The following is a 25109-nucleotide window of genomic DNA, read 5'->3' as shown; positions in this document are numbered from 1 at the left end:
GCATTCCACGCGGCCTTGCGGGCGCGCGTTTCCAACCAAAGACGACCGGCCCCGGATTTTTTTTCACCGGCGCGCGATTTTTTCCTGATTTTTTTACTCCAATTAAAACCGCGTCAGGATGCGGCCATAGGGGGTCACCTCGCGTACCTTGCCGCCGAAAGGCTGCACCAGCGCCTGGAGCGCCCGATCCGGATCCTTCAGATCGTAGACGCCGGTTACACGCCGCCCTGCCAGATCCGGCTGCGGAATGGAAATCCAGGCGGAATGGTAGCGCTGCAGCCGCTCGGCGGCAGCGGCGACCGTGACATCATTGACGAACATCCTGCCGCTTCGCCAGGCGCCGATATCATCCGCCGCGATCGCGCTTCGCAAGACTGCGCCGGTCGCATGGCTCACCGTCGCCATTTCTCCCGGGGCCAGTTCGAAATTCTGCTTGTGCGCGTTTGCACTATAGGAGACGGCCACCGTGCCGTGCGCCAGCTCGACGGTCGTCTCCGTGCTCGCCAGCTGCACATCAAACGCAGTCCCCAGCACGGACACCTCGACGCCACCCGCCTCGACGACAAAGGGACGCGAGGGATCGCGGGCGACGTTGAAATAGGCTTCGCCCTTCAGCAGCCTGACATGGCGGGTGCCGGCGCTGATGTCGGTGGCGATGGCGCTGCCGCCGCCCATTTCGATGATCGTCCCGTCCGCAAGCGTAATCGTCCTGTTTTGCGCCGTATCGGTCACGTGATCGGCCTGCCACCACACGAGAAGCGACGGCAGGGAGACGAAGAGGACGAGGCAGGCAGCAAGCGCCAGCGCCACGCCGGCGACCAAGCCGCCCGTTCCCATCCGGCGACGTTGGCGGACCGGTGGCTCGACGAAAACGGACGGCCTTGCCCCACGCCATAGATGCTCGTGCACCGGCGGCACCTCACCGAGCAGCTGCCAGGTCCGCAACGCCGTCTGCCAGGCTTGGCCATGCAATTCCGACTGGCCCAGCCAGGCGCGGAACCGGGCTTGCGTGTCGCGACAGTTCGGGCGCGCCTTCAACTCGAGGAACCAATCCATGGCCTCTTCGAGCAGCGCCTCCGATATGTGGTTGTCCTTGGTCAAAGCCCTGCCTGCCGCTTGGATGTTCGACGCCCTAGCACTTTGTTTCTGTAGCCCCCAACCCCGTCAAGCGGCGTCACCGGGAAGCGGGACGCTTCCGTGATACTTTCGCTCTGTCATAAAGACGACCAGCACCCGATTTTTTTTCACACGGGGACCCCTGAAATTCTAGGAGGCCCCACCCGCAAGCGTTGTCGCAACCCGCATCATGGCGGCGCGCACGTGGCGGTGCGCCGTCGCGACGGAGATGTCGAGATGGGCGGCGATCTCTTCGAGGGTGTAGCCGCCGAAACGGTGCATCTCGAGCGCGACCCGCACTTCCTCGGGAAGGTCTTCGAGAATGCCGGAGATGCGTCTGATTTCGTCGCTGACGAGAATGATGTCCTCGGGCGTCGGCACCTCGATCGGCATCGACCAGAACGGCGGCTCGCTCTGCTCTTCCCGCGCTTCGATCTTGCGGCGCTTCAAGAGGTCGAGGGACAGGTTGCGGACGATCTTGTAGAGATACGCGAGCGAAAGCCCGGACGGTCCGGCAGAAGGCGGATTGCCGGTGTTTGCCGGCGCAAATCGAATGAAGGCCTCCTGCACGATATCTTCGGCCGTTTCCCGCGATCCGACGATCCGCGTGGCATAGGCGACCAGGGCAGTACGGTTGGCGAAATAGACCTGATGGCGCGTATCGATGTCGACCACTGTGTCTGATCCGATCATATAATTTCGATTTGGCGCGGCGTGCGCACCCCTGCCGAGAGGCGATCTATGGCCAAGGGACCAATCGAGCGCCGTGTCTCTTAGCACGCAGAAATAAACTTGTCTGTAATACTCATGTTAAAATTTCAAGGCTGGCGAATGCGGGCTGTGAGCGGGCGCGCGGGGGCCGCCGGAACGCAGTTCCCGGACCAGATCGATCAGGGCACGCAATTTCGCCGGTACGTGCCGGCGGCCAGGAAAATAGAGACATAGCCCATCGTAGGGCGGCGTCCACTCTTCCAGCACCGGAACCAGACGCCCGGCCTCGACGTCGTCGCGGACGTGATGATCGGAGAGATAGGCCAGTCCCACCCCGCCGAGAGCCGCCTGAAGCATGAGTTCGCTGTCGTCGAGGATGAGCGGTCCCGGCGCATCGATTTCGACGCTTTCCCCGCGCCGGGAAAACTCCCAGTGATAGATCCTGCCGCTTGCCATGCGCGCCCGGATGCAGGCGTGCTGCCTCAGATCGCCCGGCAGCAGCGGCACCGCTCTTTCGCGAAAATAGTCCGGCGAACCCACGACGATCATGCGCGACTGAGGCACGACCGGAACGGCGACCATATCCGGAGGAACCGCCTCGGCGAGACGAAACCCGGCGTCGAAACCGAGCGCTACGATATCCACCAGCGCATTGTCGGTCGCAACCTCCAGCGCCATCTCTGGATATCGCCTCAGATACTCGATCAGTAGCGGCCGCAAAACCATCTTCGCCGCTCCCGGGGAGGTGTTGAGCCGCAGCATGCCGCTCGGTCGTGCCTGAGACTCCGTCGCCCGCTCGACGGCGCCGTCGATGGCGGCAAGAGCCGGCAGGATCTCGGCAACGAAAGCCTCGCCTGCCGTCGTCAGCGCCACCGATCGCGTCGTGCGGTTGAACAGGCGCACATTGAGGCGCGCCTCCAGCGCCAGGACCGCATGGCTCAACGACGAGGACGAAACCCCGAGTTCCCGGGCAGCGGCCCGAAAGCCGCCGAGCCGCGCGATTGCCGCCACCGCCTCCAGTTCGGACAGGCTCGCCTTCATTGCGCTATTTTCCTCATCAGAGTGTCTGTGATTGATGATCTTATCCTGACGATCGTTCCGATGCATATCCTTTTCATCGCAACAGGAAATCGGACGATGAAGATCATTGAGCAGATATATGTCGATGGCGCTTTCGTTGCGCCTCACGGCGACGAGCGCTTCGCGCTTTTCAATCCCGCCACGGAGGAAAAGATCGGCGAGGTCCGGCTGGGCGACAATCGGGATGCGCACGCGGCCATTGCTGCCGCGAAACGGGCCTTCCCGGCCATGCGGCAAACGACACCGGCCGAACGCATCGCCATGCTGCAAACGCTGGCGAAGGCTGTCGCCGCCAACGCCGATGCGCTTCGTGCGGCCATGACCATCGAATACGGCGCGCCGCAGTCGTTCCTCGCATTCTCCGTGCCGCACGCCGCGAACGTGTTCGACGTCGCGGCAAGGACCGTGGCCGACTACGCCTTTACCCGTCGTATCGGCAATGCGGAGGTGGTGATGGAACCCGTGGGCGTGGCCGCGGCAATCACACCCTGGAACAGCAACATCGGCTTCATCTGCACCAAACTCGCCACGGCGATCGCGGCCGGCACGACCATCGTGATCAAGCCGTCGGAGATGAGCGCTATCCAGACCCAGGTGCTGCTCGAAGTCTTGCACGAAGCGCGACTGCCCGATGGCGTCCTCAATGTCGTCAACGGCTACGGCCACGTGGTCGGCGCGGAACTCAGCCGGCATCCCGACATCGCCAAGATCACCTTCACTGGCTCCACCACGACCGGTCGGGAGATCCTGCGCAATGCAGCGGAAAGCTTCAAGCGCGTGACGCTCGAACTGGGCGGAAAAGGGCCGCAGATCCTGCTCGATGACGCGGACCTCGACCGGGCGATCCCGCATGTTCTGGCATCGGCCTTCCGCAACAGCGGGCAGGCCTGCATCGCCGGAACCCGGCTTCTTGTTCCGAAGCGAAGACATACGGAGGTGATATCGCGCCTTGCGCACGCCGTTTCCGCGCTGCGACCCGGACCTTCGAGCGATCCGGCCTCCGACATCGGCCCGATGGTGAGCGCCCGGCAGTGGGAGCGTGTCCAGGCCTATATCCGCCTGGGGCAGGAAGAGGGTGCGACGCTTCTTGTCGGCGGCGAAGGCCGGCCGGAAGGGCTGCAACGGGGATGGTTCGTCCGCCCGACCGTCTTTTCCGGTGTGACCAACGACATGCGGATTGCGCGCGAGGAAGTCTTCGGCCCCGTGCTCAGCGTTCTTTCCTACGAAACGGAAGCGGAAGCGATCGCGATTGCCAACGACACGGAATACGGATTGCAGTCCTACGTTCTTGGCACCGACGCCGAACGTATGCGCAGCATCGCCCGACAATTGGAGGCGGGGCGCGTGGTGATCAACGAAACCCCGGCCGACGCTCAAGCGCCCTTCGGCGGGTTCAAGCAATCCGGCATCGGCCGCGAATTCGGTCCCTTCGGCCTCGACGCCTTCCTCGAACCGAAGGCGATCATCGGGTGATGCCTCGCCCGGACGGCTCGACCCGACGGGTCGTCCGGGCGAGGGTCAACCCCACGCTCGGCAAGGCCAAAAAGATCGCGGCGGCCCCCTTTCGAAGGCCGCCGCGTTTCTCGTCACGGTCGGATGAGCCCGGGCGTTATGCCGGCAGTTGCTCTTCCTTGGTCTTGACCAGGCTCCAGACAACACCCGAAGCGATGATCGCGAAGGTGACACCGAGCGACAGGGCCGCGGGGAACTTCTCTAGCCCCAGGAGATCGGCGACGAAGATCTTCGAACCGATGAAGATCAGGACGACGGCCAGCGCCGGCTTCAGGTAGCGGAAGCGATGGATCATGGCAGCGAGCGCGAAGTAGAGGGCGCGCAGGCCGAGGATAGCGAAGATGTTCGAGGTGTAGACGATGAACGGGTCCGTGGTGATCGCGAAGATCGCGGGAACCGAGTCGACGGCGAAGATCACGTCGGCCACCTCGACCATGACGAGCGCCATGAAAAGAGGCGTGATGAACCAGGTCATCTTGCCGGTCTTCGGGTTGACGAGCTTCACGAAGAAGCGCTCGCCGTGATGTTCCTCGGTGACGTTGAAACGGCTGCGCATGAAGCGCACGAGCGCGTTGTCCGAAACGTTGGGCTCGGCCTCCTTCATCACCAGCATCTTGATGCCGGTAAAGACCAGGAACGCAGCGAAAATATAGAGAACCCAGGAGAATTCGGCGACGAGCGTCGCGCCGACGCCGATCATGATCGCGCGCAGCACGATAACGCCAAGGATACCCCAGAAGAGAACGCGGTGCTGGTAGATGCGCGGGACGGCGAAGAAGGAGAAGATGAGGGCGATGACGAAGACGTTGTCGAGCGCCAGGGTCTTTTCGACGACGAAGCCGGTCATATAGGCAAGGCCGGACTCGGCACCGAGATACCACCAGACGAAGCCGCCGAAGCTCAGGCCGAGGGCGATATAGAAGGCGGAAAGCTTGACGCTTTCGGCAACGTTGATCTCCTTGTTCTCCTTATGGAGAATACCAAGGTCGAACGACAGGATAGCGATCACGAGGGCGAAAAAGCTCGCCCACAGCCACAGTGGCGTTCCCAGCCACACTACAGACATGAAGGAAAAGTCCACAGACGGGTCCCCAATCGGCACATGTTGTCGGAATAAGGTCCGACATCGCAAGAGTGCCGAAGCTCTCGCCAGAGGGGCCCGGACCAGCGGGTTAGGCGGCAGATAGGAGCTCGGTTTTCCGGTATCAAGGGAGGCCTATGATTTTTTTCAAGAACTCGGCCGCGCTTGCTGGCAGCCGAGCCCTGGTGGTCAAAATCGATCCCGGCAAACTCTGAGGTTGAACCGTGACGGTAGAGAATCCGACTGAAGTACCCGCGTTCGCCTGGCGCGGCGCATTTGAAAACAAGGAACTGAATACCCTGCACGCCGAATGCTTCGAGCACGCCTTGACCGATGACGACTGGTGGAGCCAGGTCAACCGCTTCAGCCTCGGCTGGGTCACCATGCGGATCTCGGGCGCACTGACAGGCTTCGTTAATGTCGCCTGGGACGGTGGCGTGCATGCTTTCCTGCTCGATACGATGGTGACGCTACCGTTGAGGCGTAAGGGTTACGCCACGCTGCTCGTCGAAGAGGCCGTAACGCACGCCAAGGCCTCGGGCTGCGAATGGCTGCATGTAGACTTCGACCCGCATCTGCGCGAATTCTACGTCGACCGGTGCGGTTTCGTGCCGACGGATGCCGGTCTCATCCAACTTCGATAAAAAAATTCTCCAGCGTCTGGCCTTTGAGCATGGTCGTCCTCGCAGCCAAGTCGATGTGGTGGCTTGATAAACTTCCTATATAAGCGAACACGACGTTCGAGGTTTCCGCCAAGACAAGGACAGATTTGATGACCGAAAAATCCCCCGCTGACAATTTCCCCGCCGGCTATGACGTTCCCAAGGTCTGGACCTGGGACAAGGGCAATGGCGGCGCGTTTGCCAGCATTAACCGTCCGACCGCCGGCGCGACGCGCGATCAGGATCTGCCCGTCGGCAAGCATCCGTTGCAGCTTTACTCGCTGGCGACGCCGAACGGCGTGAAAGTCACGATCATGCTCGAAGAGCTGCTGGCGGCCGGCCATAAGGACGCCGAATACGATGCCTGGCCGATCCGGATCGGAGACGGCGACCAGTTCGGTTCTGGCTTCGTCGACGTCAACCCGAACTCCAAGATCCCGGCGCTGATGGACCATGCGCCCAAGGGCGGCGGCGCGCCGGTGCGCGTGTTCGAATCGGCCTCGATCCTCACCTATCTCGCCGAGAAATTCGGCGCCTTCCTGCCGAGCGAGCTTCGCGCCCGCACAGAGACCTTGAACTGGCTGTTCTGGCAGATGGGCTCGGCACCGTTCCTCGGCGGCGGCTTCGGCCATTTCTATGCCTATGCGCCGATGAAGATCAAATACGCCATCGACCGCTACGCGATGGAGGTGAAGCGCCAGCTCGACGTGCTCGATCGCCATCTCGCGGAGAACCGCTTCCTCGCCGGCTCGGAATACACCATTGCCGACATGGCCACCTGGCCCTGGTATGGCAATCTGGCGCTCGGGCAGGTATATGGCGATGCCGGTACTTTCCTCGAGGTTCAGAGCTACGAGCACGTCCAGCGCTGGACGGCCGAGATCGCCGCCCGGCCGGCCGTCAAGCGTGGCCGCATGGTCAACCGCTTGAGCGGCAACCCGTCCGAACAATTGCATGAGCGTCACGACGCTTCCGACTTCGATACGAAGACTGAGGACAAGATCGTCGAGAAGCAGACCGCCTAAGGAGAATAGAATGGCCAAGCTGGCTGATATGACGAAACACCGGGGTTTTCCCTACGCCATGCCGGGCACGGGCATCCAGTTCGTCATCCGTCGGGCCAACCCCAAGGGAGCAACGCCGATCAAGGCGTTGCCCCGCCATGCCCGGCCCGGCTCCGGGGCGCACCGCATCGATGCGGCCTTCCTCCACGCCCTCTGGCATCATTTCGGCGCGGAACCATTCGAGCGCGGCAATCTCGATGCCGCCCGGCTGAACCTCCTGTTCGGACGCGAGGTGCTGCCGGTCGACAAGGATTTCGATCCCGTGTCCTACGAAGCATTGCTCGTCATCAACGAGAAGGTTGCCCGGCAAAGCTTCCCGGAATCGTTCGTCGACGTATTCGAGGTGTGATGTCGGCGGCGGCTGGCCGCTCCAACTGTTTGAGGTGGCGCACCGCCTGCCGGTGCGCCACCTCACTTTCTTAAATCACGCGCGGAGTGCGCCCGTCATCCGCAACACATCCTCGAGCGGGACGAGGCCCTTCATCGCACCGCTGCCGGTAACAGGCTCGCCATCCTCGATCGCCACTGCGAAGCGGAAGGCCGGATCGGCCTCGATGCGCTGGCGCAGCGCGTGGATGCGCGGATAGTTGCGCGCATAGTCCTTCGGATCGATCGCCTCATGGAAATCGACCCAGCGGGCCACGCCGGCAAAGACCGCATCGGCAAGCGTCGGGCGGTCGCCGATGAGGTAATCGCTGTCGCCCATCATCGCTTCGAGCTGCTTGTGACGCTTGGCGACGAATTCGCGGCCGAAGGCGCGCAAGGTTTCGCGGTATTCCTCCGTGGCGTCTTCGGATTCCAGCGCCACCCACATCGAGAAGAACGCGCCGGTAAAGCCGGTGTTGAGGAAGGCGATGAACTGGTGCATGCGGTCCGCCTCGAAAGTGCCCGGGGCGAAGCTGATGCGACGCTCCTGATCGCGCCCCTCCAGCCATAAGGCGATCGCCATGGTCTCGGTCAGCACGTCGCCCTTGTCGGTCACGAGAGCGGGCGTTTCGACCCGACCGTTGAAGCGCTCATAGGCGTCGGTGCGCATTTCCCCGAGCATGTCGACGCGGGTGAGGCGATAGGGCTGGCCGAGCCATTCGAAGGCGGTGACCAGGCCGGCGGAACTTCCGAGTGGAAAGCCTGAGGTGAAGATCGGTTCAGAGACACTGTGCATGATGTCGTTTTCCATTGTTGATGTCATGGATATATCGACGTGGACGGCGCCTCTGTAGTCCGCCTAAATTGGACTTATCGTCTGCATATGTGGACGATCGAGATTGAAGGATCTCGGCGAACGATGCCTGATTTTCGCCGAACGCCATTGGGGCGTTCGGCAATGTATCGGATCGGTCTCTGACAGGGCCCCGCCGCTAGGCGGAGCGAGCCGGAGACGGATAGAGGCCGCCTTCGTCGGCATCGACGGTGATCGACAAGGTTACATGCCGCGGCCGCGTCAGCGCGAACAGCACTGCCTCGGCGATGTCCCGGTTCGTCGCCGCCTCGCCCTTCCGTCGACTGCCGGCCGCCTCCCATGCGCCATCAAGCGGCGAGATGTCCTCAATGTATGGCGGGTGGACGACGATCGAACGGACGGGGGTACCTGCAAGCTTCTGGCGCAGGCCATCGGCCAGGGCGGCCTGCGCCCGCTTGGCAGCATAAAAGGGCACGGACACGGTCTGGAGTGCGGCATTAGGCAGGCCGCTGATCGAGCCGATCGTGACGATATCCGGCCGGGGCGAGTGAGCGAACAAAGGCAGCAGCCCCTGGGTGAACAGGAAGGTCCCGGTAACCGCCGCGTTGACGACGCCGAGCACCGCGTCATCAGGATGATCCTCGTCACTGTCCTCGAGCCACATGGCGCCGTTGTTCACGAGGATATCGATGCGTCCGTTCTCGGCCTTGATTCCCTCGACTGCCGCAGCCACGCTTTTCGCATCCGCAAGATCGAGCGCAACGGTTTGTACCCGTCGCCCGAAAGCACGGACAATCGGTTCGGCCACGTCCGTGAGCGCGCTCTGGCTGCGCCCGCACAACACGAGAGCGCAGCCCGCTTCGGCCAATGCATAGGCCAGGGCCGCTCCGAGGCCGCGACCAGCACCTGTTACCACCGCAACAGTTCCATTCAGTTGTATCATCCGCATCCCCTAGGAGCGCGCGAAGAGAAGCCTCGCGCGCGTATCGAGGCTGCACAATTAGGTATCAGCGGTTGAATTTCCAACGGGAAAGCGCCGGATGCGACGACCCGGCGCACATGCCTTCGACGCGCGTTCCGTCGGGCAAAGGCAAGTGCGGGAAGATTTCAGGGTGGAGAAACGGGGGCGCCGACCTATCTCGCAGAGCAGGTGGCGAAGGAAACGGCCCCTCCGGCTTCAAAACGAAAGGACGCGTCATGGCCAAGAACACGATCTGCCTCTGGTACGACAAGGAGGCCGAGACGGCCGCTCGCTTCTACGCCGAGATCTTTCCCGATAGCCGGGTCAGCGCCGTGCATCGCGCGCCCGGCGACTTTCCGTCCGGCAAGGCGGGAGACGTGCTGACGGTGGAGTTTACGGTCGCCGGAATTCCCTGCCTCGGCCTCAACGGCGGGCCGATGTTCAAGCACAACGAGGCCTTTTCGTTCCAGATCGCCACCGACGACCAGGAGGAGACCGACCGCTACTGGAACGCCATTGTCGGCAATGGCGGACAGGAGAGTGCCTGCGGCTGGTGCAAGGACAAGTGGGGCATTTCCTGGCAGATCACGCCAAGGGTCCTGACCGATGCCCTGGCGGCCGGCGGTGCCGAAGCAAAGCGCGCCTTCGAGGCGATGATGACCATGGGCAAGATCGACGTCGCTGCGATCGAGGCGGCGCGGCGCGGCTGAAGCCTCCGCTCCGACGGAACTTTCCGGCCCGACACGGCTTACCCAATGGTGTGCGGGCAGTGTCAACCGGACGCGACAGGGATGGTGAACATGGCGGTTTTTCCGGTTTCCCGCCATGGCCAACGCAATGGCAGTCGAGCGCCCCACCTGTCCGGTTCGCCTCACGCTGTCGGCGACGCATCGCCGGCAGCACGATCGGGACAGACTTGCCGAACCTTTCCAAGTGCCCGGCTACGCGGGATCAGGCACTCAGGATATCGCGAAGCGCCTCGCCGACCCCAGTCGCCGACTGCGGGTTCTGGCCGGTGATCAGCCTGCCATCGACAACCACCTTCGATGTCCAGTCCGCGGCCGGATGGTGCGTCGCACCGCGCTCGACAAGCGTGCTTGCGAGCAGGAACGGGACCGTCTTGTCGAGGCCGACGGCGCGCTCTTCGGAATCGGTGAAGGCGCTGACGTTGCGGCCAGCAACCAGATAGCGGCCGTCGGAAAGCTTGACGTTTACGAGGGCTGCCGGTCCGTGGCAGACCGCCGCGACAGCACCGCCGGCCTCGAACACCGAACGCGTCACCCGGTCGACGGCGCGGCTTTGTGGCAGGTCCCACATGGCGCCATGACCGCCGGCGAAGAAAATGGCCGCGTAGCGGTCGGGATCGATATCATCGAGCCGAACCGTCGTGCGGATTGCGGCACGGAACCCTTCGTCGTTCCAGTAGCGGACATTGGTCCCGTCATTGAGGTCGAGCCCGTCGACCGGCGGCTCGCCGCCCTTGATCGAAGCAAACTCGACGGCAATGCCGGCCGCCTCGAGCACGGCAAGCGGGTGGGTGACCTCTCCAAGATAGAAGCCGGTGGGTTGGCCGCCCTCCCCCTTGATGCCATGGCTGGTGAGCACAAAGAGCACAGGCTTTTTCGGAACGGATGTCGTCTCTGGCATCATTTTCTCCTGGTTGAAGCGAGCCTGACATTGCGGCTCTCAATTGATGCTGCTTATTTATTGCTTCCATCTGCGGCGATAAATGCGCCGCCCAGGAAATGATCTGGTCTTCAGAGGCAAAAATGCGTCGCTTCGATCACCTCGCCGATGTCGAGGCTTTCATCACCGTCATGGACAAGGGGTCGATGACCGCAGGAGCCGTCGCGCTGGCCACGACGCCTTCCGTGCTGAGCCGCGCCATCACCAGGCTCGAGACGAAGCTCGGCACGCAGCTGGTGCGGCGGACGACGCGGCGCATCAGCCTCACCGACGCCGGGCGGGTCTACCTCGATCAGGTGCGGGCGGCCTTCGAGACAATCGATCAGGCCGAACGCGCCATTCAAGGCGACGGCGTTGTTGCCGGACGCGTTCGGCTCAGTGCGCCCACGACCTATGGCCATTTCCAGCTGCCGGAAAAGCTGACCCGCTTCGCGACGAGGCATCCATCCGTCACCGTCGAGCTGTCGATTGCCAACCGCAATGTCGATCTGGTCGCCGAGGGCTACGACCTTGCCATACGCCTCGGCCAGCTCCCCGACAGCGGCATGATCGGCAGAAGGCTCGAAGACGCGCCGTTGAGGCTGGTCGCCTCGCCCGGTTACGTCGCGCGGCGTGGCATGCCGCGTTCTGTCGACGAGCTCGCAGCACATACCTGCCTGCCCTTCATCATGCCGAGCAGCGGGCGTCCGGCCCCATGGCTGTTGCGCGTCGCCGGAGCCGACCTCGACTGGATACCCCATGGCCCGATCCAGGTGGAGGACGACGTGCTCGGCACCGTCTCGTTGACGGAGGCAGGCCTCGGGATCTGCCAAACCTATGATTTCATCGCGCGCGACCGCCTGGCGCGCGGCAGCCTGGTCGAGCTTCTGCCGGAATTCGGTGGCCGGTCGCGCCCCTTCTCCCTCATTTATCCGCCGCACAGAAACCTACCGGCTGCGACCCGAGCATTGATCGACTGCCTCGTGGAGCAGGCCTGAGGGAAGCGCTCGTCAGTTCGCGCCGTGGCCGTGGTGCCACCGCGCGCAATCAGCGGATCCGCAGTATGACAATGAGCAGCGATTTTGCGCCCTATCTGCTTCGCTGGTCGCTTGTGCCCGATGGTGCGCCGATCGTCGCGCGGTTGAGCCGGCTTCTGCCGGTCCTTCGAAGAGGAGAAGCGGCCATGTTGAAGATCGCGAGCGAACCGGAAGAGAAATGGGAGGTCGCCGCCCGCTGCGGCTTTGCCGATGCCGATACGCTCCGGCGCGCCTTCATGCGACATGTCGGCGTCACGCCGGCCGAATATCGCAAGCGCTTTGCCAGCCCGGCTCTGTCCGCGGATTGAGCCGGGCTGGCGCTATTCCCTACTCCGCCGCCTGCATCCTGCCCTCGGGCTTGCCCAGATAGGGCAGCACGAAAAGGTAAATGCCGGTCGGTAGCAGCACCGCCAACGGCGGCAGGGGCAGGTAGTAGACCCATTCGGGGAGCGTCATTACTGGCATGCCGGCAAAGATGGCGGCAACGGCCAGGGAGAAGAGCAGCGACGTCCAGCGATGGATTTTCCGGATCAGGGCGGTCATTCTGGCACCTTGGGTTTGAGCAACGGTCGTGAAGGCTGCGATCAGTCGAGTTTCGCGACGACGTCTTCCAGCTGGGTGAAGAAGCGTGGCCATCCGACCGTCGCGCCCTGGAAATAGGCCTTTTGGTCGGCTCTGAAGCCGCGCTGTTCCATGCGCAGGCTCGTGCCGCCCCTGGCGGGCGCGAGCGTCCAGGTGACGACACTGGTCAAGTCCTTGGTGTCCCAGCGATAGGCGAGCGAGCGGTTCGCCTCGATCGTCTGAACCTCGCAATCGACCTGGCCCCAATCGGCGGAAAGGGTAAAGCGACGGCCGACTTCGGGAATGAAATCGTTGCGCATCAGCCATTCGGCAATCAGATGCGGCTGCGTCAGCGCGCGCCAGATCTTCTCCGGCGGATAGGGAAAGTCGCGTTCGACGACGACAGAGCGGGTGGTTTCCGTTGTTTCGATCATTGGTCCATTCTCTTCAGGAGATCATCGAGATCGTCGAAGCGGTCCTGCCAGAAGCCGGCCATCTCCGTCGTCCAGTCAACCAGCGTCGCGAGCGCTTCGCGCCGGGCGCTGTAATAGGTGTAGCGGCCCTCATGCCGGTCGTGCACGAGCCCTGCAGCCTTCAGGATCTTGAGATGCTTGGACACGACCGGCTGCGAAACCCCGGCATCGGCCAACAAGCCGACGACCGTGGTATCCCCCTGGCGGCAAAGGTGTTCGAAGAGCCCACGGCGTGTGGGATCGGCGAGCGCCCGAAAAACCGCGTCCTGTAACTCAGTCATGTCTCATACCCGATTGGCTATGAGATGATATATAGCCAATCGGGTATGCGTTTGTCAAACGCTTATGTTTCGTCGGCCCCCATCCCTTTCAAGTGCCTTGCAGCCGCTGCCGTACCGCCCCTCCGGCACCGCGAAAGCTTGCGCTTGTTGGCGAAATGCAGCGCCCCTATAGAAGAGGCATGATCGGTCAATGTCCGCCAATGGCGGTGAGGTAGTCTGATGGTTTCGCATATTCGTGCCGTTCCTCTCGAAAAGGCATACCGGCTGCTGAACCATGGCCCGACAGTCCTGGTTTCCGCCCGCCATGGCGGCGTTCAGGATGTGATGGCGGCAGCCTGGGCCTGCGCGCTCGATTACGATCCGCCCAAGCTGACGGTCGTGCTCGACAGCGCCACCCGTACCCGCAGCCTCGCGGAGGAAGCGGGCGTGTTCGTCATCCAGGTGCCGACCGCCGCCCAGGCGCTGCTGACCCATGCGGTGGGCACCACGAGCCTTCACGACGATCCCGACAAACTTCGCAACGCCGGCGTCAAACTGTTCGACATGCCGGACTATGATCTTCCGCTTGTTACCGGCTGCTCCGCCTGGCTCGCCTGCCGGCTGATCAGCGAGCCGTCGATCGAGAGCCGCTACGACCTGTTCATCGGCGAAGTCTTCGCGGCCTGGGCCGACGATCGCGTGTTTCGCGACGGGCATTGGATGTTCGAGGCGGCCGATCCGGCCTTGCGCAGCCTGCACTATGTGGCGGGCGGGCATTTCTACGCCATCGGCGATGCGATCGACGTGTCCTCCCGATAGGCCGAAAGCGCCCACCAACGGTGGCGCGTCCGGATGGCGACACTCGGTTCCCCCCATGGAGAAGACCCGGCCGCGCTCTTTCGCACGACCGGGCCCGCCCCGGGAGGCTACGCATCTTAAAAAAACCGGCCAAAAGCCTGGCGGTGAAGCGAAGGCCGTGACGTTGCCTCAGCTCTTTCCGGACAGGGCGATCACCCGGTCGAGTGCTGCAGCGAAGCCCTTGAGCGAGACAGCGAACGCCACGTCCTTTTGGCTGTCGCTGGCGAACGCGCCGATCTTCAATGCCGTGCCGCTACGAAGTAGCGCAACCGTCGCTTCGGTGAAGGTCAAAGGCACGATGCAGCCGAGCGGCAAGCAGGTGCGGAAGCGGGTCGGCTTACCGCCGGTCGCGTCGTCGACGCCAAGCGTCACGCCCTTGTCCAGATAAAGACCGAAGGGGAGCGCGAGGCTCCCCTCAAGCCCGGCTTCGGCCGCAGTGCGAAGCTCGATCGTCAGCACATGCTGACCGCTCTTGTGGAACTGGCGCTGCGAGAGGAGGCAATGTTTCTTTCCCTCGATCTCGGCGCAGGCGACGCTCCAGTCCTCGTAAGTCTCCGAAAGCTGGGAAGGCGCCGCGGGTTTGCCGGCGGCGTCTTCCCCATGAAGCGGCGTGATGGCGACGAAAGTCGCCATCAGCATTGTCGAGAGCCAGACGAACCTGCGCATCAGAAGCGCACGTCGAGCTTGGCGTCGACCGCGTTCTGCGTCGTGCCCGAACCGAACTGGCCGGTATAGGTGATGCCGAGGCTCGCAGTGCCGGTCAGCGCGAAGTCGACGCCGGCTTCGATGATCGCCGCATCCTCGGCGATCGGCGTACCGGCGACCGAGAAGGCGCTGCCCGTGCCGAACGCCATCGACGAGAACGGGGTCGTATCGCCGAAGGCATGCTGCCAGCCGAGCATGCCGCGCAGCTTCGCTTCGGTTGTGCCAAGGCTGAGCGGAGCTGAAGCGCGAAGACCGAGCGTCGTGAAGGTCGTATCCGTCGTGTTGCTCCGGGTCGACAGAGCCGCCGCACCACCGCGCTCGGTGAAGCCGTCGGTGTGCAGGCTGACATAGGCGAGGTTGGCGAACGGCTCGAGCGCGACACTCGGCAGGTCGATGCGGTAGCCGACTTCACCGAAGGCCTGGAAGGTGCCTGCGTCATAATCGGCCTTCAACTGATCGCTGAAGCCCGGGAAGGCGACATTGCGCGACGTGTTGATCGAATGCCAGGTATAGGCAAGGCCCGAGCGCAGTGCGACGTCGCCCCACCGGCTGCCGCTATAGACACCAAGGTGGTAATTGTCGCTGTTGCCACTCGCCGAGCGGCTGTCGACGTCGAAGTTGGTCCGGCTGTAGCCGGCCATGATACCGACGAGCGCATTGTCGGAGACCGCCGCGTCGAAACCGGTAACGAAACCGCCGGTCGACTGATCGAGCGCACCGGCGTTGCCGTTGCCGTCCGTGTTGGTCCAGGACCCGAACACCTGTCCCCAGCCGACCATTGCCGGCGGCGCGACGGGTACAGCGTTGACGGCGGCAACAGCACCCGTCGTGATCTTGTCCTCTGGACCGTAAGCGAGAACCGGAACGTTTGCCGCACCCACGTCGCCAAATGCATCGCGAATGCGGTTGTTGGCGGCGTTGCGCAAGAGACTGCTGTCGTTGATCAGCGCCGTCTGCGCCGAAGCGTGGACCTCGCCGGACAACAGGTCGAAGGCGCGGCGTGCTGCATCTCCATCCTGAAGGATCAGGGCGTTGTAGAGCCCGAGCGAGGGACCGCTCTGGGCGAGCGTGTTGAGGGCAAGCGCCGTCTGTCGCTGGTTGCCGGTGTTCGCCTCACCTTCAAAGACACCGGGTTCGGGCTCACCCGGCTTCGGCTCGCCTGGCTTCGGCTCCTCGCCCGGCTTGGGTTCTTCTCCCGGCTTCGTGCCGCCGTTCTTGACCTTGATCTTGAGATCGACCTGCTTTTCCTGCTGGTCGAGCGACACTTCGAGGAAGGCGGACTTGGAGATCGCCTCGGCGAACTTGCCTTCGATCGCACGATCGGCGGTCAGGATCGTGTAGGTCTGACCGGTCTTGTAGCTGGTGTTGGCGTCGAGTGCCGTCACCTGGACATTGGTACCGGTTCCGATCTTGGCGATACCGGTGTTGTCGTTGGTGCCTATGCTCTTGACAACGATCCGGTCGGAGCGGCCGTCGCCGGCGATATCGGCCTCATAGATCGAGCCAGAGGCCATATCCAGCCGGCCCATGATCGTCAGCGTTCCGGTCGAATTGTTGCCGGGCGAGATGATCGCATTCTTGTCGATAAACGTGTCGCCGACCGTGCCGGAGCCGCCGAGCCTGCCGAAAGCGGTCGAGTTCGGATTGCGAATGCGGTTCAACTCGCCGAGCACATTCACTTCATTGGTATAGAAACGATCGCCCTCAACACGTCCCGTTTCGCCATCGACGATCAGGGTGCCGCCGCTCACTTCGAAGCGGGTCTCGCTGAAGTCCACGGGACCGTTGTCCGGGTCGTTGTCGATCGTGTCTATATTGCCCTTCAGGACCAGCTTGCCGCCGGAGACATTCACCTTGCCGTAGAACTTCGACAGGTCGCCGCCAACGATGGTCTCGCCGGAGAAGTTGGTGATCGTGCCCTTGCCGACCATCGTGTTGGCGAACTCGTAGCCCGTGTTCGTATGGTTGAAGTTGACGTAGCCCTTGCGCGGTCCGAAATCGATCTTCGCCGAGGAATTGACCGTGCCTGCCGCCTGCGCCTGTTCGGCGATCGGTTCAGCGATGTTGTTGAGATTGACCTTGCCGCCAATCGTCAGGTTGCCCATGCCCTCGTTGTTGATGCCGCCGACGGCGGAGAGCACGATGTCACCGCCAACCGAGAGCTTGCCGCCGTTGGCGATCGAAAGGTTCGCCCGACCAGCCTCGCCGATCAGCAACCTGTCGGCGACCTTGAGTTCGCTGCCGGCGCCGTCGATAACGGCCTGGATGGTGTCGGTGCTCTCGTCCTCACGCAGGATCGCGGTGTTGGTGGAAACGACAGCGCCCTTCTCGACGGTAAAGCTGTCGCCGATCGTGAATTCACCGGTGTTGACCCAGCGCGTATTGTCGCCGGTGACGAGCACCGTGCCGTTTTCGAAGTAGGTCTTGTTGGTGTTGACGAGGCCGCCGTCCTCGATCCGAACTGTAGCGGTGTTGAGCGTCAGTGCACCGTAAGCGACCCCCAGGAACTCGGTGTTTAGCATGGAACCCGCGCCGCGCACCACGAGCGTTCCGTCGCCCTCCTGCAGGGCGCCGACATAGGTCTCCTTAGCCGAAACCTTGCCGCCGTTCTCGACGATCAGCGTGCCCTTGCCGCCAAAGATACCGCCTTCGAAGCCGCCAACAAAGAGCATGCGGTCGCCGTTGGGATTGGCATTGACGATGTCCCAGGTCGAGCCCGGCCCGGAGACGACGACCGTGCCGACGCTGCCGCGACTGTCTGCTATGTAACCATCGGTACTTTCAACCTTGGCGCCATTGTTGATCGTCAGTGTCGCGCCACCCGGCCCGCCGCGGATAACGAGATTGCCGTTGATCGTATGGTCGCTGGACCACGTTGTGTCGTTTGGAACCAACAATCCGGCCGCCTTTGCGGGCGACGGCACGAGTGGCACGGCGGCCAGAGCCAGCGAGAGCAGGCCGGCGCGACCGAGCGCCGTCGAACTCAGAAGGTTGATCCTCAAAACGTCCGCCTTCGCACAGGTATTCAATGTCTGCCCCTTTTCCTTTTCATTCGTGGGCGTACAAATCCCAGGCGAACGGATTCGCCGGGAAAGCACGGGTCATGGGGCGGCTATAGCAAGCCCGCAAAAAGCGAGAATTCGGCTTTCTGCAAACGGCAGATTGCGGCGTCGAAGGGCTGTGGCTTTCTGCAAACGGCTTGTTTTCGGCGACGAACGGCGGTCGACAACCATATGGACTTGAAGGATAAAACCTCGCATGGCGCGAGGACATGAGACGGTTTTGCCTGACGAGGCTGGATATGCCGCAAGCGTTCGGCGGGCGACGCTCTTCCTCGGGCTCCTCTACCAGTTCATGCAGTTCGTCATCAGCAGTACGCTCTGGGCTTTCCTTGGATATGACCCGATTGCGATCGCGCCGATCACCCTGATCCTGATGCTGAACGGGACACTCATGTCCTATGCGATGGCAGTGGCACTCTTTCGCTTCCGGGGCAGGTCCATCCTCTTCAAGCTTCTGCTCGGCTCCGCCCTGGCGCTCGTCGCCGCAGCGATCAATGCCAGCGTCGATCTCCTCAGTCACGGCCTGATCGAGCATGGCGATCCGGGCCCAATCAACTGGACCAATGTCGGCTACACCCTCATCTATTGCATGGCGCTGTTTCACGGATGGGCGTTTCTCTACATCGCCCTTCTCGCCAATTACGAACTGCGCGAGCGGGAACGCCGGCTTGCCGTGACACGGGAGGAAGCACTGACGGCGCAGATGCGGGCGCTGCGCTACCAGGTCAATCCGCACTTCCTGTTCAACACCTTGAACTCGATTGCCGGGCTGATCGAAGAGGGCGCATCGACGACCGCCCGCCGCATGGTGCTCTCGCTCTCTTCCTTCCTGCGCACGACACTCGAGCTGGATCCGATGCAGGACGTTTGCCTTGCCGACGAGCTGGCCTTGCAGCTCGGCTATCTCAACATCGAGGGCGAACGCTTCTCCGACCGCATGCGGGTCAAGCTCGAGATTGCACCGGGCCTGGAGCAGGCGCTGGTCCCGAGCCTCATCCTTCAGCCATTGATCGAAAATGCGGTCAAGCACGGCGTCGGCGGTTCGATCGGCGTGGTCGAGATCGTTATCCGGGCGGCAAGGCAAGGCGAGACGCTGGAGCTTTCCGTAGAAAACGACATGGCGAACGAGCCGCCGCGCCCGGCGAATAAACCTGCCGGGACCGGCACCGGACTGAGGAATGTCGCCGACCGCATCAAGGCCCGGTTCCCCGAGGTCGGAGCCTTCATATCCGGCCTCGTGGCACCGCACCGTTTTCGGGCAGCGATCACCATGCCGCTGCGGCTGGTCTGATCGCCGCTCTCCGGCCAACGACGGCCGGCAAAGGTCGAAAGTCCGGGCCTTTCTGCAAACCGCTCGATTTGGCCGACGAACGGCAATCGACATCGGCGGCCGGTTGAAGGATAAAAATGGCCATGAAACCTGAGGACGACGCAAGATCGGTGGACGAGAGCGCTTACATCGCCAGCGTGCGGCGCGCGACGCTCTGGCTCGGTTTTCTCTACTGGTTCGTGGAATTCCTCATCAGCAGCATTCTTTGGGCGATCCTCGGGATCGACCCGATCATGTCCGCGCCAGGCAAGCTCCTGTTGATGTCCTGCGGCATGGTCTTTTCCTATGGCATCGCCGCTGCGATGTTCGGCGTCCGCCATCAACACATCGCGCTGAAGATCGTCGTCGGCTTTACGACCGCTCTGATGGCTGCGATCGCCAATACCGGCGTCGACTTTCTTCTCTATCTTTTTATCGTGCGTCCCGACCCGATCACGCCCGATTGGACCAGCATCGGCTACACGCTGGTCTACAGCATGGCGACCTTCGTCGGCTGGTCCTTCTTCTTCGTGGCATTGCTCTACAGCTTCGAACTGCGCGAGCGCGAGCGACGCCTGGCGATCACGCGCGAGGAGGCACTCGCCGCACAGATGCGGGCGCTGCGCTACCAGGTCAACCCGCATTTCCTGTTCAACACACTGAACTCCATCACCGGCCTGATCGAGGAGGGGCAGCCCGTTGCCGCGACGCGCATGGTGATGTCGCTGTCCAACTTTCTGCGCACGACGCTGGAGCTTGATCCGCTGCACGACGTGCGGCTTGCCGACGAACTCGCGCTCCAGGCCGGTTACCTGCATATCGAGGGCGAGCGCTATTGCGACCGCATGCGGCTCCGAATGGACATCGACACCGGTCTCGAGGAGGCCTTGGTGCCAAGCCTCATCCTGCAGCCGCTGATCGAAAATGCCGTCAAGCACGGGGTCAGCCGCTCGCCGGATCAGGTGGAAATCGTCATCAGCGCCGCCAAAGTGGGCCATGCGCTGGAAATCTCCGTCGAAAACGACATTGCGGCAACTCCCGAAACCGAGCGGAGACCGGGCACGGGGATCGGCCTCAAGAATGTAGCCGATCGCGTCCAGGCCCGTTTTCCCGGCGTCGGCGCCTGCGTTTCGGGTCTCGTCACGCCCGGTCGTTTCAGAGCTGCAATCACAATGCCGCTGAGGCTTGCATGAATGAAATCCAGACTGTTCCGCTTTCAATCCTCGTCATCGAAGACGAGCCACTGGCGCGGCGGCGCCTGCTGCGCCTGCTCGGCGCCATGTCCGCCGTTGAGGTGGTGGGAACGGCCGGCAACGTGCAGCAAGCCTGCTCCATGGTTGCCGAACTTTCGCCGGATGCGATCCTGCTCGACATCCAGATGCCGGGCGGCACCGGCTTCGATGTCCTGGAACGGCTGGGCGACCACGCACCCGCAGTCGTTTTCGTGACCGCCTTCGACCACTATGCGCTGCGCGCCTTCGAAGCTGCTGCGGTCGACTATGTCACCAAGCCGATCGAATCCAGCCGGCTGCGCACGGCGATCGAGCGCGCCCGCATCGCAATCGCGGCGCGCACGAGCGCCGAGCGGGTGCTCGAACTCAACGAAACCGTGACGGCGCTGCGCCAGGCGCTGCGCAAGCACGAAACCCAGACCGGCGACCTTTGGATCAAGGCCCGGGGAGAATTCGTGCGGATCGCGCTCGACCGGGTCGTGCGCTTTCAGGCGGAACGCGACTATGTCCGCATTCACGTCGAGGGCCGGTCCTATCTGCACCACGAAAGCCTCGCCTCGCTCGAGCGTCGCCTCGATCCCGCAGAATTCCTCAGGCTGCATCGCAGCTCGATCGTGCGCCGGGACTGTATCGTGGGGCTGAAGCAGGCCCCCTTCGCCGCGCTCATCGCCCTTCTCTCCGACGGCAGCGAGATCCGCGTCGGCCGAACCTACGCCCGACACATCCGCCCGACGACCGGCGAACGCAGCCAGCCGGACTAGCCGCCGCCCACTATCGCAGGACCGCGCGCAGCCGCGGGGCGGCGAAGTCGACGAAGGCCCGGAGCTTCATCGGCACCAGCCCCTGCGGAAGATAGACGAGCTGGACCGGCAGCGCCGGGTGCTCAAAGTCTTCCAGCAGCGGCACGAGCAGGCCGTCCGCCACTTGGCGCGCCACCTGATAGGAAAGCACCCGCGTCAATCCAAGACCGGATATCGCCGCGTCGACGGCGGATTCCGCCGTATTGACGATAAGCCGCGACCGGATCGGCGCGGCCAGCTCGCGCCCGCCGTCGAGGAAACGCCAGACATGGGCGGCCGTGACGTTTTCGAAGGTGATGCAATCGTGATCGGCAAGTTCGCTCGGGTGCCGGAGCACGCCATGCCGCGCGACATAATCGGGGCTTGCATAGACCACCCGGCGCACCGTGCCGATCTTCGTCGCCACGAGATTGCTGTCGGGCAGGTTGCCGATCCTCAGCGCCACGTCGATGTGATCGTCGACGAGATTGGCGAACCGGTCGCCCAAGGCGAGCCGCATATCGACCTCGGGATGGGCCTTGAGGAAATCGACCACGACGGGAAGCACATGCAGGCGTCCGAAGACGATGGGCGCAGAGACCGTCAGATCGCCCTTGATCGTGCTGTATTCGCCGGCTGCCACCCGTTCCGCCTCTTCGACGCGGGCAAGGATCTCCTTGGCAGCCTCGACATAGACGCGGCCCGCCTCGGTCAACTGGATCCTGCGGTTGGTCCTGGTGATGAGTTGCGCGCCCAGATGCGTTTCAAGCTCGGAAACCTTCCGGCTGATCGTGGCCAACGGCACCTTGAGGTGCCGGGAGGCTGCCGACAGGCTGCCGTTTTCGATGACGGCGATCAGAACCCCCATGGCGTCGAGACGGTCCACTTTTATCCTTCCATAATTCGGAAATCAGACTATCGAAATCGCATTCTACTGCCGAAAATTGGAAAGTCATAGATTGATCTCGAAGGTGGTTCATTCCGAACCGCCGGAGGGCCGTGACGGTTCTCAAGCTCTTCGAGGACATCTCCCATGAAACTCTACCGCCATCCGCTCTCCGGCCACTCGCACAGGGCGCAGCTTTTCCTGTCGCTGCTCGGCGTGCCGCACGAGCTGATCGACGTCGACCTCAAGGCGCGGGCACACAAGGCGCCGGAATTCCTGGCGCTCAATCCCTTCGGTCAGGTTCCGGTGCTCGACGACGAAGGCACGGTCATCGCCGACAGCAACGCCATCCTCGTCTACCTCGCCAAGAAGCTCGGCCGCATCGACTGGCTGCCGGAAGATCCGGCCGCGGCGGCGAAAGTGCAGAAATGGCTCTCGGTTGCCGCCGGTGACATCGCCTTCGGTCCGGCAGCCGCGCGTCTCGTCACGGTCTTCGGCGCCAATCTGGATGCAGAAGGGGCGATCTCCAGGGCCCACCGGGTGCTTGCACAGATCGATGCGGAGCTTGCCGGCCACGACTTCCTCGTGGGCGCAAGGCCGACCATCGCCGACGTCGCCCTCTACAGCTACGTGTCGGCAGCACCGGAAGGCAATGTCGACCTTTCCGACTACGCCCATGTTCGTGCCTGGCTTTCGCGCATCGAGCGCCTGCCCGGCTTCGTCGGCTTTGAGAAGACCGCCGTCGGCCTCGCCGCCTGATCCAAGCTCCCCGGGGCGGCAGCGCTGCCCCGGCCCCCTTCCAACCGGGACACCCGACCATGCCGGACAACGCACAGCAGAAAAAGCCGGATTCGCCGTGGCACGAAGGCGAACTCGCCATCCAGCGCAGCCTCGGGGTCGCCGAGCGCATGGATGCGACCGGGCGCAATTTCGTGCGCAGCTTCATGCCGGAGCAGCACCAGCAATTCTTCCCGATGCTGCCCTTCGCCATGTTCGGGGCCGTCGACGCGAGCGGCGATGTCTGGGCGACGATGCGCGCGGCAGCCCCCGGCTTCATACAGGCGCCGGACGCCTGGAATCTCGATATACGGTTGCCGCGTGACAGGGATGATCCGGCCGATGCCGGCATGGAGGACGCGCACTCCATCGGCATGCTCGGCATCCAGCTCGAAACCCGGCGCAGGAACCGGTTGAACGGCGCGATCCGGCGCGATGCCGACGACGGCTTCACGCTCCGCGTCCGGCAGAGCTTCGGCAACTGCCCGCAATATATCCAGCTTCGCCAGTTCGCCTTCGTTCGCGACCCGCACCAGCCGGCCTCGGTGCGCCCGGTGCATGGTCGCGTGCTCGACGCCCGCGCCCGGGCCATCATCGCCAAGGCCGACACCTTCTTCGTCGCGTCCTACGTCGATCGCGACAGCGGCGAGCGCCAGGTCGACGTCTCGCATCGCGGCGGCAAGGCGGGTTTCGTACAGATCGGCGAGGACGGCGTGCTGACGATTCCGGACTTCTCCGGAAACCTGTTCTTCAACACGCTCGGCAATTTCATGGTCAACCCGCGCGCAGGACTGCTGTTCGTCGATTTTGCGGCCGGCGACATGCTGCAGATGACCGGCAGCGCCGAGGTGATCCTGTCTTCTCCGGAGGTCGCGGCATTTCAGGGCGCCGAACGCCTGTGGCGCTTCCGGCCGGAGAAGGTCATTTATCGCGAGGACGGCCTGCCGCTTCGTTGGGCCTTCGAGGAGGGCGGCTGGTCTCCCAGCCTCAATTCCACCGGCGACTGGGATCAGGCGAAGGTCCGGCTTGACGCCGCGGCCCTTGCCGATGCGTGGCGCCCGTTCCGGATTGCCCGCGTTGAGGACGAGAGCACGACGATCCGCTCGCTCTACCTCGCGCCGGACGATGGCGTCGGGCTCATGGCCCACCAGGCCGGCCAGCACCTGCCGATCCGCATCAACGTCGGAGACGGCGAAAGACCGCTCGTCAGGAGCTATACGCTGTCCTCGGCACCGACGGATGGTCTCTACCGCATCAGCGTCAAGAAGGACGGCGTGGCTTCCCGGCACTTGCACGGACTGAAGCCTGGAGACCGGATCGAGGCGCGGGCGCCTGCCGGCAGCTTCACGATCGATGGAACCGAGCGGCGGCCCGCCGTGCTGATCGGCGCCGGCGTCGGCATCACGCCGATCCTTGCCATGCTCAAGCACATTGTCGCCGAAAGCCGCCGCAAGCGGCGCACGCGCCCGACCTGGGTCTTTCAGGCGGCCCGCTCGCCGGAGGAGCGCGCCTTCGATCGGGAGATCGCCGACCTGGTCGCGGAAGGCGAGGGCAATATTCGTCTGGTGCGGGCGCTGAGCCAGCCGGCAACGGCCATCGAAAACCAGGACTATGACATTGCCGGTCGCATCGACCTCACCCATCTCAAGGCCACCCTGCCCTTCGACGACTACGATTTCTATCTCTGCGGCCCGGCCGCCTTCACCCAGTCGCTCTATGACGGCTTGCGGGCGCTCAACATCGCCGATGCCCGCATCCACGCGGAGGCCTTCGGGCTGTCGTCGCTGACCCGGAGGCCGGACGGCGGTTCTGCCCCGGTGATGGTACCGGCGGCGAACGCCCCGGTTCACGTCGTCTTTGCCAAGTCGAGCAAGGAGGCGCGCTGGCAGCCGGGCGAAGGCACGCTGCTTGATCTGGCGGAGGCGCGTGGCCTGAACCCGGAATACGGCTGCCGCAACGGCAGTTGCGGCACCTGTCGAACGCCGGTGCTGGAGGGCAGGGTGACCTACCCCTCGCAGCCCTCCTTCCCGGTCGGCGAAGGCGAAGCGCTGATCTGTTGCGCCGTGCCGGCGGAGAGCGAAACGGGCAAACTGCATCTTTCGCTCTGAGCCCTGGTTCGGCTATGGATGATGCACCAC

Annotated in this window: 26 protein-coding genes; 13 read left to right on the top strand and 13 right to left on the bottom strand. The window is 63.4% G+C overall.

The genetic code is table 11. From position 1 onward, the window contains the following. Positions 1-102: 102 nt before the first annotated feature. The 3 genes from IB277_RS28820 to IB277_RS28810 form a co-directional block, all read right to left on the bottom strand. Entirely contained in the window at positions 103-1101 is a 999-nt protein-coding gene (locus IB277_RS28820) for a FecR family protein (RefSeq protein WP_060604463.1), read from the bottom strand. Positions 1102-1266: 165 nt separating this feature from the next. Further along, positions 1267-1809, bottom strand: coding sequence for an RNA polymerase sigma factor (locus IB277_RS28815; RefSeq protein ID WP_034787638.1), 543 nt, complete (start codon positions 1807-1809; stop codon positions 1267-1269). 117 nt (positions 1810-1926) lie between these two features. Continuing rightward, positions 1927-2868: a LysR family transcriptional regulator gene (locus tag IB277_RS28810; RefSeq protein ID WP_192372214.1), complete on the bottom strand. Its 942-nt coding sequence runs from the start codon at positions 2866-2868 to the stop codon at positions 1927-1929. Positions 2869-2964: 96 nt separating this feature from the next. Between IB277_RS28810 and IB277_RS28805 the strand changes: the two genes are divergently transcribed. Further along, entirely contained in the window at positions 2965-4380 is a 1416-nt protein-coding gene (locus IB277_RS28805) for an aldehyde dehydrogenase family protein (RefSeq protein ID WP_060517859.1), read from the top strand. A 136-nt stretch (positions 4381-4516) separates the two neighbouring features. On the opposite strand, the gene IB277_RS28800 is transcribed toward IB277_RS28805, so the two are convergent. After that, the gene (locus IB277_RS28800) at positions 4517-5485 is read right to left on the bottom strand and encodes a TerC family protein (RefSeq protein WP_210333184.1); all 969 of its coding nucleotides are present in this window, start codon (positions 5483-5485) and stop codon (positions 4517-4519) included. A gap of 239 nt (positions 5486-5724) precedes the next feature. On the opposite strand from IB277_RS28800, the gene IB277_RS28795 reads away from it, so the two are divergent. From IB277_RS28795 to IB277_RS28785, 3 genes are all read left to right on the top strand, one after another. Next, positions 5725-6144, top strand: coding sequence for a GNAT family N-acetyltransferase (locus tag IB277_RS28795; protein WP_034787642.1), 420 nt, complete (start codon positions 5725-5727; stop codon positions 6142-6144). Between the two features lie 128 nt (positions 6145-6272). Continuing rightward, positions 6273-7187 carry a glutathione-dependent disulfide-bond oxidoreductase gene (gene yghU / locus IB277_RS28790; RefSeq protein WP_034787644.1) on the top strand — a complete coding sequence of 305 codons (915 nt, stop codon included), beginning with the start codon at positions 6273-6275 and terminating at the stop codon, positions 7185-7187. A 10-nt stretch (positions 7188-7197) separates the two neighbouring features. Further along, the gene (locus IB277_RS28785; protein WP_034787648.1) at positions 7198-7575 is read left to right on the top strand and encodes a hypothetical protein; all 378 of its coding nucleotides are present in this window, start codon (positions 7198-7200) and stop codon (positions 7573-7575) included. 75 nt (positions 7576-7650) lie between these two features. Here IB277_RS28785 and IB277_RS28780 read toward each other — a convergent pair whose 3' ends face one another. Both IB277_RS28780 and IB277_RS28775 read right to left on the bottom strand, forming a co-directional pair. Then, positions 7651-8415, bottom strand: coding sequence for a glutathione S-transferase family protein (locus tag IB277_RS28780; RefSeq protein ID WP_246812840.1), 765 nt, complete (start codon positions 8413-8415; stop codon positions 7651-7653). Positions 8416-8584: 169 nt separating this feature from the next. Beyond that, positions 8585-9349 carry an SDR family oxidoreductase gene (locus IB277_RS28775; RefSeq protein WP_034787952.1) on the bottom strand — a complete coding sequence of 255 codons (765 nt, stop codon included), beginning with the start codon at positions 9347-9349 and terminating at the stop codon, positions 8585-8587. Between the two features lie 254 nt (positions 9350-9603). Here IB277_RS28775 and IB277_RS28770 point away from each other — a divergent pair, with 254 nt between their 5' ends. After that, positions 9604-10077, top strand: coding sequence for a VOC family protein (locus IB277_RS28770; RefSeq protein WP_060517743.1), 474 nt, complete (start codon positions 9604-9606; stop codon positions 10075-10077). 241 nt (positions 10078-10318) lie between these two features. On the opposite strand, the gene IB277_RS28765 is transcribed toward IB277_RS28770, so the two are convergent. Further along, on the bottom strand, positions 10319-11014 hold the full coding sequence (locus IB277_RS28765; RefSeq protein WP_060517861.1) for a type 1 glutamine amidotransferase domain-containing protein: 696 nt from the start codon (positions 11012-11014) through the stop codon (positions 10319-10321). A 122-nt stretch (positions 11015-11136) separates the two neighbouring features. Between IB277_RS28765 and IB277_RS28760 the strand changes: the two genes are divergently transcribed. Together IB277_RS28760 and IB277_RS38990 are read left to right on the top strand one after the other, a co-directional pair. Beyond that, positions 11137-12030, top strand: a complete 894-nt coding sequence (locus IB277_RS28760) for a LysR family transcriptional regulator (RefSeq protein WP_192372212.1) — start codon at positions 11137-11139, stop codon at positions 12028-12030. Positions 12031-12101: 71 nt separating this feature from the next. After that, a complete protein-coding gene (locus tag IB277_RS38990) occupies positions 12102-12377 on the top strand; it encodes a helix-turn-helix domain-containing protein (protein ID WP_089042948.1) in 276 nt (91 codons plus the stop codon). A gap of 19 nt (positions 12378-12396) precedes the next feature. Here IB277_RS38990 and IB277_RS28750 read toward each other — a convergent pair whose 3' ends face one another. The 3 genes from IB277_RS28750 to IB277_RS28740 are packed head-to-tail and all read right to left on the bottom strand — an operon-like array spanning position 12397 to position 13384. Then, entirely contained in the window at positions 12397-12612 is a 216-nt protein-coding gene (locus IB277_RS28750; protein WP_034787664.1) for a hypothetical protein, read from the bottom strand. A gap of 41 nt (positions 12613-12653) precedes the next feature. After that, a complete protein-coding gene (locus IB277_RS28745; RefSeq protein WP_034787666.1) occupies positions 12654-13064 on the bottom strand; it encodes an SRPBCC domain-containing protein in 411 nt (136 codons plus the stop codon). Further along, entirely contained in the window at positions 13061-13384 is a 324-nt protein-coding gene (locus IB277_RS28740) for a helix-turn-helix transcriptional regulator (protein WP_034787670.1), read from the bottom strand. The genes IB277_RS28745 and IB277_RS28740 overlap by 4 nt, the downstream gene beginning before the upstream one ends. Positions 13385-13603: 219 nt before the next feature. Between IB277_RS28740 and IB277_RS28735 the strand changes: the two genes are divergently transcribed. After that, positions 13604-14182, top strand: a complete 579-nt coding sequence (locus tag IB277_RS28735) for a flavin reductase family protein (protein WP_110818750.1) — start codon at positions 13604-13606, stop codon at positions 14180-14182. 168 nt (positions 14183-14350) lie between these two features. Here the strand turns inward: IB277_RS28735 and IB277_RS28730 are convergent, their stop codons facing one another. Continuing rightward, entirely contained in the window at positions 14351-14887 is a 537-nt protein-coding gene (locus IB277_RS28730; RefSeq protein ID WP_034787678.1) for an invasion associated locus B family protein, read from the bottom strand. After that, positions 14887-17928 (bottom strand): autotransporter domain-containing protein, encoded by a 3042-nt coding sequence (locus tag IB277_RS28725; RefSeq protein WP_192372210.1) that lies wholly within the window; start codon positions 17926-17928, stop codon positions 14887-14889. The genes IB277_RS28730 and IB277_RS28725 overlap by 1 nt, the downstream gene beginning before the upstream one ends. Before the next feature lie 256 nt (positions 17929-18184). Here IB277_RS28725 and IB277_RS28720 point away from each other — a divergent pair, with 256 nt between their 5' ends. From IB277_RS28720 to IB277_RS28710, 3 genes are all read left to right on the top strand, one after another. Continuing rightward, positions 18185-19279: a sensor histidine kinase gene (locus IB277_RS28720; protein WP_210333186.1), complete on the top strand. Its 1095-nt coding sequence runs from the start codon at positions 18185-18187 to the stop codon at positions 19277-19279. Positions 19280-19401: 122 nt separating this feature from the next. Then, complete coding sequence (locus tag IB277_RS28715) at positions 19402-20490, top strand: sensor histidine kinase (RefSeq protein ID WP_192356983.1); 1089 nt, start codon at positions 19402-19404, stop codon at positions 20488-20490. After that, positions 20487-21290: a LytTR family DNA-binding domain-containing protein gene (locus IB277_RS28710; protein ID WP_060604437.1), complete on the top strand. Its 804-nt coding sequence runs from the start codon at positions 20487-20489 to the stop codon at positions 21288-21290. Before IB277_RS28715 ends, IB277_RS28710 begins: the two co-directional genes overlap by 4 nt. Positions 21291-21300: 10 nt before the next feature. Here IB277_RS28710 and IB277_RS28705 read toward each other — a convergent pair whose 3' ends face one another. Continuing rightward, entirely contained in the window at positions 21301-22194 is an 894-nt protein-coding gene (locus IB277_RS28705; RefSeq protein WP_034787688.1) for a LysR family transcriptional regulator, read from the bottom strand. Between the two features lie 147 nt (positions 22195-22341). Between IB277_RS28705 and IB277_RS28700 the strand changes: the two genes are divergently transcribed. After that, positions 22342-22953 carry a glutathione S-transferase family protein gene (locus IB277_RS28700; RefSeq protein WP_060529297.1) on the top strand — a complete coding sequence of 204 codons (612 nt, stop codon included), beginning with the start codon at positions 22342-22344 and terminating at the stop codon, positions 22951-22953. Between the two features lie 59 nt (positions 22954-23012). Continuing rightward, complete coding sequence (locus IB277_RS28695; protein WP_192372208.1) at positions 23013-25079, top strand: pyridoxamine 5'-phosphate oxidase family protein; 2067 nt, start codon at positions 23013-23015, stop codon at positions 25077-25079. Positions 25080-25109 lie beyond the last annotated feature (30 nt).

The organism is Ensifer sp. ENS07 (assembly GCF_014852185.1).
GTDB lineage: Bacteria > Pseudomonadota > Alphaproteobacteria > Rhizobiales > Rhizobiaceae > Ensifer > Ensifer adhaerens.
The sequence above is the reverse complement of the archived record's forward strand: the minus strand, read 5'-3'. Positions and strand labels throughout refer to the sequence as shown.

Excerpts from the sequence above, each read along its gene's own strand:
- IB277_RS28815 (WP_034787638.1), bottom strand. The coding sequence starts at position 1,809 with ATGATCGGATCAGACACAGTGGTCGACATCGATACGCGCCATCAGGTC.
- IB277_RS28810 (WP_192372214.1), bottom strand. The coding sequence starts at position 2,868 with ATGAAGGCGAGCCTGTCCGAACTGGAGGCGGTGGCGGCAATCGCGCGG.
- IB277_RS28805 (WP_060517859.1), top strand. The coding sequence starts at position 2,965 with ATGAAGATCATTGAGCAGATATATGTCGATGGCGCTTTCGTTGCGCCT.
- IB277_RS28800 (WP_210333184.1), bottom strand. The coding sequence starts at position 5,485 with ATGTCTGTAGTGTGGCTGGGAACGCCACTGTGGCTGTGGGCGAGCTTT.
- yghU (WP_034787644.1), top strand. The coding sequence starts at position 6,273 with ATGACCGAAAAATCCCCCGCTGACAATTTCCCCGCCGGCTATGACGTT.
- IB277_RS28785 (WP_034787648.1), top strand. The coding sequence starts at position 7,198 with ATGGCCAAGCTGGCTGATATGACGAAACACCGGGGTTTTCCCTACGCC.
- IB277_RS28780 (WP_246812840.1), bottom strand. The coding sequence starts at position 8,415 with ATGACATCAACAATGGAAAACGACATCATGCACAGTGTCTCTGAACCG.
- IB277_RS28775 (WP_034787952.1), bottom strand. The coding sequence starts at position 9,349 with ATGATACAACTGAATGGAACTGTTGCGGTGGTAACAGGTGCTGGTCGC.
- IB277_RS28770 (WP_060517743.1), top strand. The coding sequence starts at position 9,604 with ATGGCCAAGAACACGATCTGCCTCTGGTACGACAAGGAGGCCGAGACG.
- IB277_RS28765 (WP_060517861.1), bottom strand. The coding sequence starts at position 11,014 with ATGCCAGAGACGACATCCGTTCCGAAAAAGCCTGTGCTCTTTGTGCTC.
- IB277_RS28760 (WP_192372212.1), top strand. The coding sequence starts at position 11,137 with ATGCGTCGCTTCGATCACCTCGCCGATGTCGAGGCTTTCATCACCGTC.
- IB277_RS38990 (WP_089042948.1), top strand. The coding sequence starts at position 12,102 with ATGAGCAGCGATTTTGCGCCCTATCTGCTTCGCTGGTCGCTTGTGCCC.
- IB277_RS28750 (WP_034787664.1), bottom strand. The coding sequence starts at position 12,612 with ATGACCGCCCTGATCCGGAAAATCCATCGCTGGACGTCGCTGCTCTTC.
- IB277_RS28745 (WP_034787666.1), bottom strand. The coding sequence starts at position 13,064 with ATGATCGAAACAACGGAAACCACCCGCTCTGTCGTCGTCGAACGCGAC.
- IB277_RS28740 (WP_034787670.1), bottom strand. The coding sequence starts at position 13,384 with ATGACTGAGTTACAGGACGCGGTTTTTCGGGCGCTCGCCGATCCCACA.
- IB277_RS28735 (WP_110818750.1), top strand. The coding sequence starts at position 13,604 with ATGGTTTCGCATATTCGTGCCGTTCCTCTCGAAAAGGCATACCGGCTG.
- IB277_RS28730 (WP_034787678.1), bottom strand. The coding sequence starts at position 14,887 with ATGCGCAGGTTCGTCTGGCTCTCGACAATGCTGATGGCGACTTTCGTC.
- IB277_RS28720 (WP_210333186.1), top strand. The coding sequence starts at position 18,185 with ATGGCGCGAGGACATGAGACGGTTTTGCCTGACGAGGCTGGATATGCC.
- IB277_RS28715 (WP_192356983.1), top strand. The coding sequence starts at position 19,402 with ATGAAACCTGAGGACGACGCAAGATCGGTGGACGAGAGCGCTTACATC.
- IB277_RS28710 (WP_060604437.1), top strand. The coding sequence starts at position 20,487 with ATGAATGAAATCCAGACTGTTCCGCTTTCAATCCTCGTCATCGAAGAC.
- IB277_RS28700 (WP_060529297.1), top strand. The coding sequence starts at position 22,342 with ATGAAACTCTACCGCCATCCGCTCTCCGGCCACTCGCACAGGGCGCAG.
- IB277_RS28695 (WP_192372208.1), top strand. The coding sequence starts at position 23,013 with ATGCCGGACAACGCACAGCAGAAAAAGCCGGATTCGCCGTGGCACGAA.